At 58.3% G+C, this 15,064-nt stretch carries 13 protein-coding genes and 1 pseudogene; 4 read left to right on the plus strand and 10 right to left on the minus strand.

Annotated features, from left to right (window positions below; all coding sequences use genetic code 11):
• Window positions 1-12: 12 nt before the first annotated feature.
• The 5 genes from OEG84_RS12830 to ehuR form a co-directional block, all read right to left on the minus strand.
• The gene (locus OEG84_RS12830; protein WP_267654120.1) at window positions 13-450 is read right to left on the minus strand and encodes a universal stress protein; all 438 of its coding nucleotides are present in this window, start codon (window positions 448-450) and stop codon (window positions 13-15) included.
• A 12-nt stretch (window positions 451-462) separates the two neighbouring features.
• Window positions 463-1,746, minus strand: a complete 1,284-nt coding sequence (locus OEG84_RS12835) for a TRAP transporter large permease (protein WP_267654121.1) — start codon at window positions 1,744-1,746, stop codon at window positions 463-465.
• Between the two features lie 11 nt (window positions 1,747-1,757).
• A complete protein-coding gene (locus tag OEG84_RS12840; RefSeq protein WP_267654122.1) occupies window positions 1,758-2,336 on the minus strand; it encodes a TRAP transporter small permease in 579 nt (192 codons plus the stop codon).
• Between the two features lie 85 nt (window positions 2,337-2,421).
• The gene (locus OEG84_RS12845) at window positions 2,422-3,441 is read right to left on the minus strand and encodes a TRAP transporter substrate-binding protein (protein WP_267654123.1); all 1,020 of its coding nucleotides are present in this window, start codon (window positions 3,439-3,441) and stop codon (window positions 2,422-2,424) included.
• Window positions 3,442-3,751: 310 nt separating this feature from the next.
• The gene (gene ehuR, locus OEG84_RS12850; protein ID WP_267654124.1) at window positions 3,752-5,140 is read right to left on the minus strand and encodes a MocR-like ectoine utilization transcription factor EhuR; all 1,389 of its coding nucleotides are present in this window, start codon (window positions 5,138-5,140) and stop codon (window positions 3,752-3,754) included.
• A 64-nt stretch (window positions 5,141-5,204) separates the two neighbouring features.
• On the opposite strand from ehuR, the gene OEG84_RS12855 reads away from it, so the two are divergent.
• The 4 genes and pseudogenes from OEG84_RS12855 to OEG84_RS12870 all read left to right on the plus strand — a co-directional run bounded on the left by OEG84_RS12855 (window position 5,205) and on the right by OEG84_RS12870 (window position 9,852).
• Window positions 5,205-5,705, plus strand: coding sequence for an Lrp/AsnC family transcriptional regulator (locus OEG84_RS12855; RefSeq protein ID WP_267654125.1), 501 nt, complete (start codon window positions 5,205-5,207; stop codon window positions 5,703-5,705).
• A gap of 115 nt (window positions 5,706-5,820) precedes the next feature.
• The gene (locus tag OEG84_RS12860) at window positions 5,821-7,305 is read left to right on the plus strand and encodes an NAD-dependent succinate-semialdehyde dehydrogenase (RefSeq protein ID WP_267654126.1); all 1,485 of its coding nucleotides are present in this window, start codon (window positions 5,821-5,823) and stop codon (window positions 7,303-7,305) included.
• Window positions 7,306-7,328: 23 nt separating this feature from the next.
• A pseudogene (locus OEG84_RS12865) lies at window positions 7,329-8,698 on the plus strand (aminotransferase).
• A 161-nt stretch (window positions 8,699-8,859) separates the two neighbouring features.
• The gene (locus OEG84_RS12870) at window positions 8,860-9,852 is read left to right on the plus strand and encodes an aldo/keto reductase (RefSeq protein ID WP_267654127.1); all 993 of its coding nucleotides are present in this window, start codon (window positions 8,860-8,862) and stop codon (window positions 9,850-9,852) included.
• 89 nt (window positions 9,853-9,941) lie between these two features.
• Here the strand turns inward: OEG84_RS12870 and OEG84_RS12875 are convergent, their stop codons facing one another.
• From OEG84_RS12875 to OEG84_RS12895, 5 genes are read right to left on the minus strand one after another with little or no spacing between them, the layout of a single operon-like run.
• Window positions 9,942-10,646, minus strand: a complete 705-nt coding sequence (locus OEG84_RS12875) for a ThuA domain-containing protein (RefSeq protein ID WP_267654128.1) — start codon at window positions 10,644-10,646, stop codon at window positions 9,942-9,944.
• Window positions 10,643-11,515 (minus strand): NAD(P)-dependent oxidoreductase, encoded by an 873-nt coding sequence (locus OEG84_RS12880; RefSeq protein ID WP_267656175.1) that lies wholly within the window; start codon window positions 11,513-11,515, stop codon window positions 10,643-10,645. Before OEG84_RS12880 ends, OEG84_RS12875 begins: the two co-directional genes overlap by 4 nt.
• Before the next feature lie 2 nt (window positions 11,516-11,517).
• Window positions 11,518-12,978, minus strand: a complete 1,461-nt coding sequence (locus tag OEG84_RS12885) for a sugar ABC transporter ATP-binding protein (RefSeq protein ID WP_267654129.1) — start codon at window positions 12,976-12,978, stop codon at window positions 11,518-11,520.
• A 53-nt stretch (window positions 12,979-13,031) separates the two neighbouring features.
• Window positions 13,032-14,033 (minus strand): ABC transporter permease, encoded by a 1,002-nt coding sequence (locus OEG84_RS12890; RefSeq protein WP_267654130.1) that lies wholly within the window; start codon window positions 14,031-14,033, stop codon window positions 13,032-13,034.
• 10 nt (window positions 14,034-14,043) lie between these two features.
• Complete coding sequence (locus tag OEG84_RS12895; RefSeq protein WP_267654131.1) at window positions 14,044-15,018, minus strand: ABC transporter permease; 975 nt, start codon at window positions 15,016-15,018, stop codon at window positions 14,044-14,046.
• Between the last annotated feature and the right edge of the window lie 46 nt (window positions 15,019-15,064).

Below are 15,064 nucleotides of genomic sequence, written 5' to 3' on the forward strand. Positions count from 1 at the left end.
TGTTGGTTTGTGTTAGACGACCATCACCGGACATTTTGCCAGGCTGGTCACCTTGTGTGACACGCTGCCCAGCAAAAAGCCCTGCATGTCGCCAAGCCCGCGGCTGCCGACAATGATCAGGTCAGCCTTGTGCTCCTCGCCAAACTTGACGATGGTTCGCGCCGGCTGACCCGATTTGACAAATGCCCGGATCTTCGTGGCGCCGGCTTCCGCGGCCAACCGCTTGGCTTCCTCGGCTACCTCCTTGGCGTGGCCGCGCATGGCGTCGTCCATGTTTTCAGGATCATCCGGCCGCACCATCGACATCGAGGCTTCCAACATCGAATGATGGCGAAACACCGTAAGTATCAGCAGGTCGCTGCCGCAGGTTTTCTGCAACAATGCGGCATGCTGCAACGCCTTACGGGATCCCTCCGAGCCATCGATGGCAACCAGAATTGTTTCGTACATGGCGCTCATCCCTCAATGAAATGCCAGGTCGCGCAGGAACAGCGCAATCTGCGGGAAAAAGATCAGGGCGACCGAGACGCACAGCAAGATCACCGTGAACGGGAAGATGCCGCGGATCACCTCGATATAGGGTCGCTTGAAGATGGCGATCGCTGTAAAGATATCGCAGCCGAACGGTGGCGTTGCCGAACCGATCGCCACTTGCAGCGTGATGATCGTGCCCACCAGCACCGGATCAAGGCCGACGGCGTTGACCACCGGGGCGAAGATCGGCACTAGGATCAGGATCACCACGATCGGGTCAACGAACATGCAGCCAATGAAAAAGGCGACCGAAATCACCCCGAGAACCCCCTTTGGCCCCATGTCGGCAACCCCGACCGCGGCAAGGATCTCCTGCGGCACCTGCGCAAACGAGATCACCCAGGAAAACGCAGCCCCCGCGCCGACAAGGATGAAGACCACCGCAGTGATCAGCCCGGTCGACTTGGCGATCCGGTAGATGTCCGGCATCGTCAGCGATCGAAACACGATGAATTCGAGAATGATTGCATAAAGCACGCAGGCCGCGGCCGCTTCTGTCGGGCTGAAGATGCCGCCATAAATGCCGCCGACAATAATGACGGGGAAACCGAGCGGCCAGAGCGCCTTTCGAACAGCCTGGCCCCGTTCCGACCAGCTTGTCTTGGGTTCGGTCGGCACGCCATTGATCTTCGCATAGATCATGCTGTAGGCGGAAAACAGCACCATCAGCAGCAGGCCCGGCCCGATGCCGGCAATGAACAGCTCGGAAATCGACGTGCTGGAAATTACGCCATAAATGATCATGCCGATCGACGGCGGGATCAGGAAGGCAATATCAGAGGCGTTGATGATCAGCGCCAACACGAAGGAATCCTTGTAGCCGGCCTTGAGCATCCGCGGACGCAGCGGCGAACCCACCGCCACAACTGTGGCCTGGGTCGAGCCAGACACGGCACCAAACAGAGTGCAGGCAACAGCCGTACTGACGGCCAGGCCGCCTTTGATGTGGCCAACAAACTTCATCACCATATCAATCAGCCGGTTGGCCGATTGGCCCCGGGTCATGATGTCGGCCGCGAGAATGAACATCGGCACCGCGATCAGCGAGGCAGGTCGAATACCGGCCATGATCTGCTGGACCATGAAGTCCATCTTGGAAATGTCGCCGAACATGAACAGAAAGCCGACAAAGGTGGCGACAAGCAGCGGGATCATCATTGGAAAGCCGAGCAGCAGCAAGCCGATCATGATCAGGAAAATAGTCGTGGCCATGCGTATCTCCCCTAGATCTCGATCTCGTCGTTGTCATAGCCTTCGAGCACACGGGTCGAGAGGTAGATATCCGGCTCGACGAGGTTCTTGAAAGCTGTCAGCGCGTATTGCAGCCCGGTCATGAAAAACCCGACCGGCACCCAGAGGAAGATCCAGTAGACCGGGATCTGCAGCGCCGGCAGCACTCGCCCGGACGTCGCCACCTTGAGTATATAGCCGACCGAAAAATAGCACAGCGCCAGCATCACCAATGCGGTGGTTGAGGCGATGACTACCATGAAGCCCTTGCGCGCCTTTGACGGCAGGGCATCGTAGATCGCCGACATGCGGATGTGCCGTCCCTGACGCGCCGCATAGCTGATCCCGGCGAACGTGATCAGAATGATCAGGATCCGGTTCACCTCCTCGGTAAAGAACAGGCTGTACTGAAACACGAACCGTCCCACTACATTGGCAATGGTGTTGAACGCCATCATCAGCACGCCGGCGGCGAGCAAAACTGATTCTACCCGGCTGATCGTCGAATCCATGGTCCCGAGAAAGCCGGGAAGTGACGATGCATGGGGATTGCTTTTATCGATCTCGTCCAAGGCAAGCTCCCGGCTGTCGGCTGTTTTTCCGATTGTTTCCGAGGGCCAGATTTCTCCGGCCCCCGGGTTATCGATTCCGCAAGGATCAGTTCTTGGTAGCTTCCAGATCGGCCTTGAGCTGATCGAGGATCGCCTTGCCGCTGTCACCGGTCATTTCGATGAACTTGGCTTCAACAACCGAGGCAGCTTCCTTGAAGCAGGCGCGTTCTTCCTCGGAAAGCACGGTGATCGTCATTTCCGGCTTGGCTTCCTTGATCTTCTTGAGCTCGGACTCGGCCAATCCCTTCTGGTAATCGACGATATAATCATAGGCGCTGACGGCCGCGTCCTCGACCACCTTCTTGTCGGCGTCGCTCAGCCCGCTGTAGAAGTCCGAGTTGGCCATCACCGCAGTCGTGAAATTGTTGTGACCCGTATAGGTGATGTGGTCGGTCACTTCGTAAATCTTGGTCGAGAACAGATAGAATGTCGGGTTTTCCTGTCCCTGAATGATGTTGGTCTGCAGCCCGCCATAGACTTCACCCCAAGGCAACGGAGTCGGCGTCGCACCGAAAGCCTTGTAGGATTCGACCAGCAGTGGATTGGTCATGACCCGGAACTTGACTTCATTGAGGTCGGCGCAGCTCCTGACCGGCTCTTTCGTGGTCATCGCCACTTCGCCTTCCGGGAACATCACCAGAAGCTCGAGACCCTTCTCTTCATACAGGCTCTCGAAGTCTTCGTTGATGGCCTTGCTCTGCTTGTAAAAACGCGCCAGATGCGCCTGGTCGGTGGGCAGCAGATAGGGCACGAAGAAGACCTGTGCCTCGGGGATCAGCGCGCCGGTAAAGCCAGGCGACTGGTCAACGAATTGCAAGATTCCGGCCTGTGCCTGCTCCATGATGTCAGCAGATTCGCCCAGTGTACCGTAGGGAAACAGCTCGACCGTGTGATCGGAATTGGCTTCAATCGCTTCCTTGAACTTGGTGGCGTAGACGCCCTGGACCTCGGTCAGCGATTCCTCGAAAGCATATTTCCAGGTGTCAGCCTGCGCAGCGACGGTCCCGGCGGCCATAACGGCCGCGATCGCGACGCTGGCCATGCAAGTACGGATTGTCGACTTCATATTCATATTCCTCTCTTGGTGAATTCTCGAATTACAGCTTCCGGCCTGAAGGTCGGTGAAAGTGAAGCAGATCAATTCAGGACATCCCTTCACCTCGGGTCACCAAAATCAGACTATGCAATATGGCAATGAGGTGAGCTTCACTTCGTTCCCGTGTTTTTATTATTGTTATGATTTGCAACCGTCCAACAAGGACAATTAAGAGTCAATCCGATTATTAAATCATGACAATATTTCGAGATCAAGTACACCTGTCCTACCGGCATCGGCGATGGCGGTTTGAAAGCATCAAAATCAGCAAGAAGAAAACTTACAAAGTCAGCAGCGGCGGCTCGGGATTGCTGCGCGCAAGACGCGATATTACAGTCAGGCCACGCTCGAGCGCTTCCGTGGTCTCCGCACCAAGACAGATCCGGACGCCGGGCTTATGCACGCTGTCGGACAGTTTGAACGAGGCCCCCGGCGCGAGCGCCACGCTGTTGAGCCGGGCGTGCGCCACAAAGCCGTCCTCGGTCCAGCCACCGGGCATCGGCAGCCAGAAGTGCATTCCGTTGGGACTGGAATTGAATGGGACATTGCCCAGGATCGCCGCGCCGCGTTTGTTGCGCTCGCCCAGTGCCTCCATTTGCCATTTCAACAGATACTCAGCGGTACCGTCGGTGATCCACCGGCTGGCAAGTTCGGCCATCAGCGGCGTCACCATCCAGTTGGTCACCAATTGCCGGTTGGCCGCCGCCGACTGGTAGGTTTCGGGCATTGTCAGAAACCCGAATCTCAGCCCCGGCATGATGCACTTCGTCAGGCTGGTGAAATAGAAGGTGCGTTCTGGCGCCATCGCCGCGATCGGCTCAGGCCGGTTCGGTTGCAGCGGTCCCCAGGCATCATTCTCAATGATCAGCACATCATGGCGTCGCGCCACGGCAACCAGTTCCTTGCGGCGTTCAAGCGGCATCGTCAATGCGCACGGGTTCAATCCCGTCGGCATCAGGTAGATTGCCTTGACCGTGGATTTCTCGCACGCCTTGGCAAATGCCGCCGGCACAACCCCGTGCGCATCAATCTCCAGCCCCTGGATCCGCAGCCCGAGGTAACGCGACAGCGGCCTTAGCGTGTGGTGCCCCAGCTCCTCGGTCACCACCAGATCCCCGGGATTGGCAACAGTCATCAGTGCAACGGTCATCGCCGCAGTGTTACCATTGGTCAAAAGCAACCCCTGCGACGGCTGATCCAGCCCGCACAGTTTCAACCATTTCAGCGCCGGCTTGGTGTAGTTTCGCAAGGCGCCGGATGTCCGGAACGAGGAGATCGCCGAGGCCGGCAGGTCCGTACCCAGCTTGGTCAGTGCGCGCCGCATGGTTTCAAGATGCATCGGCACGAACACCGGCTTCAGCATCGAAAAATCGATCAGTTCGCCGTAGCGCCCTTCTGACAGAAACGGTGTCTGCGCATCGCTGCGGCCGGATTTGACGAAGGTACCGCGACCCACTTCCCCGGCAATCACGCCGCGACGGATCAATTCATCATAAGCCCGGCTTACGGTCTGCACGCTGAGCCCCAGATCATAGGCAAGATTGCGGTGCGTCGGCAGCCGGTCACCATCGCGCAATTCGCCCGCATTGACAGCACGGATCAACGTTTCCGCCAGTGATCTGTAGACGGGGCGTCGCAGGTCACTCGGGTTGGGGGGCCATATTGTCATGATTTAGTGATGCCGGTAATCGGGACAATTGACAAGCCCCTAATGCTGCCTCACAACAGCTATTATGAGCCCAATCAAACTCGATGAGCGCGACATCAAGATCCTTGCCACGCTGTCGCGGGAAGGCCGATTGTCAAAATCCGAACTGGCCAAACGGGTCAATCTCAGCGCCACACCCTGCTGGGAACGGCTCCGCAGGTTGGAAAAGGCCGGCATCATATCGGGCTATCATGCACAGATCGAATTGCGGCAGATCGCACCGCATGTATCGGTGTTCGTTATGGCCGAGCTGGAAAATCATCGAGCTTCAACATTCCAGGCGTTTGAGAAAGCCATCGATAGCTATCCGGAAATCACCGCCTGCTGGGCGCTCGGCGGTGGCTTTGATTATCTGCTTCAAGTCGTCACCCGCGACATCGACAGCTATCAGCGGCTGATTGACGACCTCTTGCAACGCCGCGCGGGGCTTGCCCGGTACTTTACCTACATCGTTACCAAACCCGTGAAACAGGCGGTGCTGCCGCCGCTTGATGTGCTGCTGGCCGCACCCCCGAAGAGGAAATAACCTCCCACACGGCGAAAATCAGACGAACTCTCTGGCAATAGCCACCGCTTAAGAAAGAACCTCTGCCGGTTCACCGCTACGCTCAAGCCCTGTCGATGAACCCGAGGGCGCCGCCGTGTCAGCTGATCCATCCTATTTCAAAACCACTTCCTGGAACCTGCGGGATCCCGCCTTGCTGCGCGGATTTTCCTATATCGGCGGCCGCTGGTCGGCTGGTGCCAAAGCGCGCACATTTGCTGTCACCAATCCGGCCGACGCCAGCCATCTCGGCGATGTAGCAAGCCTTTCGTCCGCCGACAGCGCAACAGCCATCGATGCCGCACAGAACGCCTTTGGCGCCTGGTCTGGCCTGTTGCCGCAGCAACGCTCCAGCCTGCTGCGCCGCTGGTATGAATTGATGATTGAGCACAAGGAAGACCTCGCGCAGATCATGACGCTCGAACAGGGCAAGCCGATCTCCGAAGCCCGTGGTGAAATTGATTACGGCGCATCCTTTGCCGAATTCTACGCCGAGGAAGCCAAGCGCCCCAACATCGAAAGCGTCACCTCGCATCTGCCCGATGCCGAGGTCGAGGTCTGGCGCGAGCCGGTGGGTGTCGCAGCGCTGATCACACCGTGGAATTTCCCGTCCGCAATGCTGACACGGAAGGCAGGCGCAGCGCTTGCCGCCGGCTGCACCATTGTCGCCCACCCTTCCGCACAAACGCCCTATTCGGCGCTGGCGCTGGCCGAACTTGCCGAGCGCGCGGGTTTTCCCGCCGGGGTCTTCAATGTCGTCACCGGCGATGCCGCCACCGTCGTTAAGCCGTGGATGAAGGACAAGCGAATCCGCGCTGTCTCGTTCACCGGGTCGACCGAAATCGGTAAGCTGCTCTACCGCCAGGGCGCAGACACCGTAAAGCGGCTGGTGCTCGAACTCGGCGGCCACGCCCCGTTCATCGCCTTCGCCGACGCCGATCTCGACCAGATCGTCGGAGAAGCCATCAAGGCGAAATTCGCCACTTCAGGACAGGATTGCCTGGGCGCCAACCGTTTCTTTATCGAGCGGTCAATCTATGACGCATTCTGCGCCCGTTTTGCCGCCGCCGCCAAGGCGTTGACGGTTGGCAACGGCCTCGACGATCCCGATCTCGGCCCCTTGATGAATGAAAGCGCAATTGCCAAGCAGCAAGAACATGTGGCGGACGCCATCGCCCGGGGCGCAAAACTTCTCACCGGCGGAAAATGTCACCAGGCTGGCCCATTGTTTTTCGAGCCGACCGTGCTTGCCGATGTTTCCGCCGAGGCGCTCATCATGAATGAGGAAACCTTCGGCCCGGTTGCCGCCATTGCGCCCTTCGACAGCGAGGAGGAGGTCATCGCCCGCGCTAATGATACCGAGTACGGGCTCGTCGCCTATCTCCACACCCAAGACCCGCGCCGGATATACCGGGCCAGCCGGTCGTTGCAGTTTGGCATGGTCGCGATCAACCGCACCAAGGTCACCGGCGCGCCGATACCGTTTGGCGGCATGAAACAATCAGGGCTCGGGCGAGAAGGCTCGCGGCTCGGCATGGAAGCATTTACCGACGTCAAATATGTCTGCCGCGATTGGGCATGACGCAAATTCGAAAGGAAACGACAATGTTGCGCAACGACCAGCTTGACCAGTGGGATCACGATCATTTCTTCCACCCATCGACCCATCTGGGGCAATTCGCCCGCGGTGAGTTGAAAAACCGCATCGTCACCGGCGGTGAAGGGGTCTACATCACCGATCGCGACGGTAACCGTCTACTCGATGCCTTTGCCGGCCTCTACTGCGTCAACATCGGCTATGGCCGCCAGGAAGTTGCGGACGCGATTGCCGCTCAGGCCAAGGAGCTGGCCTATTACCACTCCTATGTCGGTCACGGCACCGAAGCATCGGTGACGCTTGCCAAGATGGTCATTGACCGTGCGCCCGAAAACATGAGCCGGGTCTATTTCGGCCTCTCGGGTTCGGATGCCAATGAGACCAACATCAAGCTGATCTGGTACTACAACAATATTCTCGGCCGGCCGCAGAAGAAGAAGATCATCTCGCGCTGGCGCGGCTATCACGGCTCGGGCCTGATGACCGGCTCGCTGACCGGGCTTGAGCTGTTTCACAAGAAATTCGATCTGCCGCTATCGCAGGTGCTCCACACCGAAGCACCGTATTATTACCGCCGCGAAGATCTTTCGATGTCGGAAGCCGATTTTGTCGCCCATTGCGCCAGTGAACTCGAAGCCATGATCGAACGTGAAGGCGCCGACACCATTGCCGCCTTCATCGGCGAACCGGTGCTTGGTACTGGCGGCATCGTACCGCCGCCCGCAGGCTACTGGGCTGCGATTCAGGCTGTCTTGAAGAAGCACGACATCCTTCTGGTCGCTGACGAGGTGGTGACTGCATTCGGACGTCTGGGGTCAATGATGGGATCGACCCATTACGGCATGGAGCCGGATATCATCACCATCGCCAAGGGTCTCACCTCAGCCTATGCGCCGATGTCGGGCTCGATCATTTCCGAAAAGGTCTGGAAAGTGCTCGAACAAGGCACTGACGAATTTGGTGCTATCGGCCATGGATGGACCTATTCCGCCCACCCGATCGGGCTGCAGCCGGCGTTGCCAACCTCAAGCTGATTGACAAGCTCGGCCTCGTCGCCAACGCCAATGATATCGGCGCCTACTTCAACAAGGGCATGGCTGATGCCATCGGCAGCCACAAGAATGTCGGCGACATCCGCGGCGAAGGCATGCTGTGCGCTGTCGAACTTGTCGAGGAAAAGGACAACCGCGTTTTCTACGATCCGGCAAAGAAAATCGGCCCGTCGATTGCCGCTGCCCTGCTGAAGCGCGGCGTTATTGGCCGGGCCATGCCACAGGGCGACATCATCGGCTTTGCGCCGCCGCTTTGCCTCACCCGCGAAGAAGCCGACACGGTCATCGCCGCGTCTGCCGACGCCATCAAGGAAGTCTGCGGCTGAACCTGAGTTGATCTCAACCAGTGCAAAGAAACCAAGGGCCAGCTCCCCCCGGAGCTGGTCCTTTTTTATCTGCGCCGCGCGCCGCACCACGACTGCATCCCGATAGAAATTATGGCCGCAGACGAATTGTCCGAATTGTTGTTTGTCTATAGAAGGGCCCGATGGAACAGCGTCAGTTAGGAAAATCGGGCCTCAGGGTTTCGGCAATAGGGCTCGGATGCTGGAACTTTGCGGGGCCCTACGGGCCCACCACCGAGCAGGAAAGCCATGAGACCCTGGCCTGTGCCAAGGATCTTGGGGTAAGCCTGATCGACACCTCAAACGTCTATGGCATGGGCGTCTCCGAGACGGTGATCGGCAATTATCTCCGCAAGAACCCGGGACACTTCAAGATTGCCACCAAAGCCGGCATTTGCCGCGATTCTTCCACCGGCGCCCGGCACTTTGACAACTCGGCAGGACATCTCAGAAGCGAGCTTGTAGGCTCTCTCAAGAGGCTCGGCGTCGATCATGTCGATCTCTTCTATATCCACCGCCGCGAGGCAGACCTCCCGATCGAGGAAGTCGTTGAAACGCTTTTGCAATTCAAGCAGGAAGGCAAGATTGGCGGCTTCGGCTTTTCGGAAATTGCTCCCGCCTCGCTCAAACTGGCCCATGCTGTGGCTCCGGTAACGGCAGTGCAAAGCGAATATTCACTGTGGAGCCGTCAGCCGGAACTTGGAATGGTTCAGGCCTGCAACGACCTCGGCGTTGCCTTCGTAGCTTTTTGCCCGCTCGGACGTGGCATCTTCGCCGCCCAGGCTCCAGATCGGGCGAATTTCGGTGAAGCCGATTTCCGAATAGCCAATCCGAGGTTCCTCGAACCCAATCTGACCCGCAACATCAACGTGGTGGCTCCGTTCAAGGACTATGCCCGCGACCTGGGAACCACACCGATAGCCCTGGCAATCGCCTGGCTTCTCTCGCGCGGTCAACACGTGATCCCGATTCCGGGCACACGTTCTGCCGTTCACCTCCAAGACTGCGCAAAAGGCGCCGATCTCAAACTTAATCAAGCCCAGTTGGCAGAAATAGAGCGGATCCTGCCCGCAGGTTTTGCCCATGGCGAGCGCTATTCACGCGATCAGTCGAGCGGCGTCGAAGGCTACTGCTGACAATCCGACCAATCGAAGCAGCACGCGTCGCCCAATAGAACCGCTGCTCTCGCACCGTTTTCCGCCTCGTGAAATGAGTAGGCAGGTGCTCAATTCTGTCGTGCAGCCCACAGCGCACCACGGCGGATGATCTCTGTCACCTCAGGCACTTTCAGATCATCCAGTTCGTGGCCAATGGAGCAATAGAACACCCGCCCCTTGTCCCAACGCCGCTTCCAGACCACCGGAATGACCGTGCCCTCGATCCACCAGAGATGCTCACCGGAAAATGTCGTGGTGGCCAGAACATCGTTGGAGGGATCGACCAGCATGTAATACTGCTCGGTTTTCAGACGGAAGCTGCGAATGCCCTCGACAATCGGGTCGGCCGGCTTGCAGATCGTGATTTCATGATCGATGTAATCCTCACGTGGCTGCAGATTATCCGGCCAGCCCGGCGGGTGGGCAACGAACTGACCGCCGATCAGGAAATGGTAGGTCGGCCGGTCGCGAAAGGCGTCGCCCATATGGCCATGCCACCCGGCAATGCCGCAGCCCGCAGAGATCAGCGCCAGAAGTCCGTCTTCCTGCGGCTTGGTCATGGTGCCGAATTCCGGCCTGTGGCCAGACCGCGCCGAAGACCAGATCGGCGTGATCAAATCCAGATCCGCGAGATTATCGGGATTCTCCAGCGGTTCGAGCGTGTCGTAGACATCAACCTCGAACCCGTTCTCACGGAGAAGTACCCGATACCAGTCACTGAATTCATGCGGCGCATGGCCTTGCCAACCGCCGACAAAAAGCGCTGCTTTCATACCGATTTCTCCTTCATGAAACTCAAAATCGATGCCATGTCGCGCCCACCGTAACAGGCGGCAATTGCTTCCTTGAGAACGGACAGGGTAATTTCCGATTGCGGCATGGCAACGCCAAGCTGTCGTGCCAGATCGAGCGCGAAGCCCATGTCCTTGGCCGCGAGATCGACGGTGAACGAGACATCGTGCGCGCGCTCGTCGAGATACAGCGAGCGCCGGTATTTCAGCATGGGCGCGGCGGCAGCGGAATTCTCGATCACGTCATAGGCCGTGGCTTCGCCGATCCCCGCGCGCGCCGTCAGCGCGAGCGCTTCGCACAGCGTCTGGTTCAGCCCATGGATCAGCATGTTGACCGCAAGCTTCATGATGGCGCCATTTCCGCTGGCTCCCAGCCAGATGGTCTTGCGCCCCATGGCCGCAAACACAGCTTCCAACTCCGGAAAGTCTTCCTGACTGGCACCGGCCATGATCAACAGTTGGGCGACGCCTGCCGCTTCTGTCGCACCAGATACCGGAGCATCGACAAACCGCTTACCGCAAGTCTCGGCACAGGCTGCCAACTCTGCAACCAGCGCCGGGCTCATCGTCCCCATTTCAACAAGGGTCGCAGCGCCTTGTGTCGCGATCAGTCCCGAGTTTCCGAGGTAGACCGTCCGCGCCGCCGCGTCATCGGCCAGCATGGAGACAACCACGTCGCAACGCGATGCCAGATCCGCAGGTGACCCCGCCACCCCCACTCCGCATTGCGCGGCCAGTTCCTCCGCTGCAGCCGCGCTGCGGTTCCAGACTGAAACCTCAAACCCGGCGCGCGCGCAATTTGCAGCCATTCGGCGGCCCATGCGACCTAGGCCTGCAAAGCCGAGCCCCACCGTCAAGCCGCCCGTGTATCGCTGCCATTCAGGCCGGAAATCGCCTGAACAAGGCTGTCCTCGGTAACTTCCTCCGAGGTGAATTCACGCATGATCCGGCCGCTATACATGGCGACGATCCGGTCCGAGACATGCAGCACTTCCGGCATTTCCGATGAGATGACAATGACGGCATAACCTTGCGACGCCAGATCGCGGATCAGGTTGTGGATCTCCGATTTCGAGCCCACATCAATACCGCGCGTCGGCTCATCGACGATCAGCACCCTGGGGCGCATTGACAGCCATTTGCCGATCACGATCTTCTGTTGATTGCCACCCGACAAATTGCCGGCCAATTGTTTCCAGCTAGGTGTCTTGATCTCCAGCCTGTCGCGGTATTGGTCGAAGATTGCGATCTCTGCGCCGTCCGAGACGAAAGGCCCTGCGGTAAGGTCGCCGACTTGCGGCAACGTCATGTTATCGCGGCAGTTCATGCCGAGCACCAGGCCTTGTTCCTTCCGGTCTTCGGGCACCAGTGAAATACCCTGACTGATGGCATCGACCGGCGAGGTGATATCCACTTCCTTGCCGTCCAGAAAGATCTGCCCCGCGGTGGGGGTTCGCAACCCGAAAAGCGTCTCGGCGATCTCGGTACGGCCGGCGCCGACCAGTCCGTAAAAGCCCAGGACTTCACCGGCGCGTACTTTGAAAGTGACGTCATTGTACAGCGTACCGCAGCACAGCCCCCGCACCTCAAGCGCAACCTCGCCATATTCATGGTCCCTGACGTTACGGGACAGATCGAGCTTGCGCCCGATCATCAGTTGGGTGACGTCCTCTTCACTGGTCTTGGCCGTCTCGAGCGTGCCGCGATACTGGCCATCGCGCAGCACCGAGATCCGGTCGGTGATCTTGAAAATCTCTTCCATTCGATGGGAAATATAGATGATCGCCACACCTCGGGATTTCAGGGCATCGATAACTTCGAACAGCACCACCTTTTCCGCGTCCGTCAGCGATGCGGTCGGCTCATCGAATATGACCGCCTTGGCCTCATGGGTCAGTGCACGAGCTATTTCCACCATCTGCTGGTTGGCAATCGACAGGTCGCCGACCTTGGTCTTGGCATCGAAAGAGACTTTGAGACGCTGCAGGATCGCATTGGTCTGATTGAAAAGCGTCTGCCAGTCGACAAGCCCGAAGCGCTTGCGCGGCAATTCGCCGAGATAGATATTCTCGGCGACCGTCAGTTCCTTGGCGAGACTGAGTTCCTGGTGGATGAACACGATACCTTTGTGTTTTGCATCCAGCGGCGAGGCCATGACCACCGGTTTTTCGCTGACGATGATCCGGCCCTCATTAGGTTGATGAATACCTCCAAGAACCTTCATCAGTGTTGATTTTCCGGCGCCGTTCTCGCCCATCAGAGCATGCACTTCGCCGGGCATCACCTCAAAGGAAACGCCATCGAGCGCACGCACACCGGGGAAGGTCTTGACGATATTCTCCAGACGAAGTGCAGCTTACTGTACACTCATACCTTCAACTCCCCTTTGGCCTTGACGTTGAGTTGCCGGTCGAGAAACAGCACCGCAACCAGGATCAGGCCGATCACCAGATTAACGGTCTCGGTTCCGGCACCGATATAGCCAAGCCCCTTGCGCAACAGTTGGATGGCGATGATGCCGCCAAGTGTCGAGATGATCGATCCGGATCCGCCGGCGAGCTTGGTGCCACCAAGCACGACCGCGGTGATCGCCCAGAGCTCGAATAGTTCACCATCATTGGGATTGACCGATCCGCTCTCGGAGTAGAACACCACCGCCGAGAGTGCGGCCAGAAACCCGATCAGCATGAAGTTGATCATCATGTGCGGGCCCACCCGGATGCCGGCATTGACCGCAGCATCACGGTTGTCGCCGATGGCATATACGTTGCGGCCATGCACCGTGCGGTTCATCAGGAACCAGAGTGCGGCGGTGGCCGCCACCAGAAACCAGGTCGCCGTGTGCAGCCCGAGAAATTGCGCTTCGGCGAAATCGACCAGTGTCCAGTTGAGGTTCGAGGTCGGATTCTCGCCATTATACATGAACACCAGCCCCCGAAAGCCGAGCATTGAACCGAGGGTAACGATGAACGCGTCGACGCCGGTTTTCCAGACGATGAGCCCGTTGACGGCTCCGAGGACTGTTCCCGTCAACAGCGCCAGCGCCCAGGAAATCGGGATCACCCAGTCGCCCAGTCCCGCGAAAATCGGCCAGGTCATGCTGTCGAGCAGCACAACCGCCGACAAGGCATAGGTGGCGCCTACGCTCAGGTCGATATTGCCGTTGATCATGATCACCGTCATGCCCAGCGCAATGATGCCGATCGGTGCGGATTGCTTGAACAGAAGCAGCATGTTGTCGGCATCCATGAAGGCGCCTTCAGACAGCGAGAGATATTTGCCGGTAATCGAAAAGAAAATCAGCTCGAAGACGATGAAGCCCCAGATGGCGCCCTGCTTGAGAAGACGGGATTTGGTTTCGTTTTGCATCAATCCGTCCTCATGCGATCGGTGACCAGAGCCGGCCACGCTTGGCCGCAATATCGAGCCAGACGGCCAGAATGATGATGATCCAGGTCACCACATATTGGGCATAAAACTGCAGCCCCACGAGAAGCAGTCCATTCTGGATGAAGCCCAGGATTAAAACCCCGATGATGGTCTTGAAGATGGTTCCGGACCCGCCAAGCAGGGAGGTGCCACCCAGAATAACAGCGGCCAGAACTTCAAGTTCCAGCCCCTGCCCGACCGTGTTCTGGCTCCCCAGGCTCCGGCTCGCCTGGATCAATCCTGCGGTTGCTACGCAGAAGGAGGAAAGCACATAGCAGCCAAACACGATCCGCGCCCGGCGAATGCCGGAGAAGGTCGCGGCAACCCCATTGCCCCCCACAGCATAGACTTTCCGGCCGAATGGCGTCTTTGCCAGAACAATCCCGAGCACGGATGCGATCAGGCCGAAAATGAGGATGGGCACCGGGATTCCCAGGAAATCGCCCTGTCCGAACACCGAAAACCAGGTTCGGCCCTTGTCGGCGATGTCCATGTTCTTGCCGCCCGAATAGGTCAGCGTCAGGCCGTGTATCGCCGACAACATGCCCAGGGTGACAATAAGGGAATTGAGTTTGAGATAACCGACAAGAAATCCAATGAACGCGCCCAGACACAGCGTCATCGCAAACATCGCCGGAATCGCCAAGGCCGGGCCCAGCGTGTCATGCAGGTCGAGCACCACGATCGCCGAAAACGACATCATGGAGCCAACAGAAAGATCTAGGTTTCCGCTGATCACCACAAAAGTCACCCCAAGCGCCATCACCCCAAGAATCGCCGATGAGCGCACCACACCCATGATGTTTTCCGGAGAGACAAAGCGTTCATTGGCGATCGTGAACCCGATCATGAAGAGAACAAACGCAACCAGAATTCCCTGTTTTGCCAGAAGAGCCCCGATATCCGATCTGGTCAAACCAGCCATGTTGTCCTTCCTTCCAATTTCCATCTCCCCTGCATGGCACATAGAT

Origin of the sequence: Hoeflea algicola (genome assembly GCF_026619415.1) — a bacterium.
Classification (GTDB): Bacteria; Pseudomonadota; Alphaproteobacteria; order Rhizobiales; family Rhizobiaceae; genus Hoeflea; species Hoeflea algicola.

Bases quoted from the DNA above. Each gene is read 5' to 3' on its own strand.
- OEG84_RS12845 (WP_267654123.1), bottom strand. From the start codon at position 3,441: ATGAAGTCGACAATCCGTACTTGCATGGCCAGCGTCGCGATCGCGGCC.
- OEG84_RS12855 (WP_267654125.1), top strand. From the start codon at position 5,205: ATGAGCCCAATCAAACTCGATGAGCGCGACATCAAGATCCTTGCCACG.
- OEG84_RS12875 (WP_267654128.1), bottom strand. From the start codon at position 10,646: ATGAAAGCAGCGCTTTTTGTCGGCGGTTGGCAAGGCCATGCGCCGCAT.
- OEG84_RS12870 (WP_267654127.1), top strand. From the start codon at position 8,860: ATGGAACAGCGTCAGTTAGGAAAATCGGGCCTCAGGGTTTCGGCAATA.
- OEG84_RS12890 (WP_267654130.1), bottom strand. From the start codon at position 14,033: ATGCAAAACGAAACCAAATCCCGTCTTCTCAAGCAGGGCGCCATCTGG.
- ehuR (WP_267654124.1), bottom strand. From the start codon at position 5,140: ATGACAATATGGCCCCCCAACCCGAGTGACCTGCGACGCCCCGTCTAC.
- OEG84_RS12895 (WP_267654131.1), bottom strand. From the start codon at position 15,018: ATGGCTGGTTTGACCAGATCGGATATCGGGGCTCTTCTGGCAAAACAG.
- OEG84_RS12835 (WP_267654121.1), bottom strand. From the start codon at position 1,746: ATGGCCACGACTATTTTCCTGATCATGATCGGCTTGCTGCTGCTCGGC.
- OEG84_RS12830 (WP_267654120.1), bottom strand. From the start codon at position 450: ATGTACGAAACAATTCTGGTTGCCATCGATGGCTCGGAGGGATCCCGT.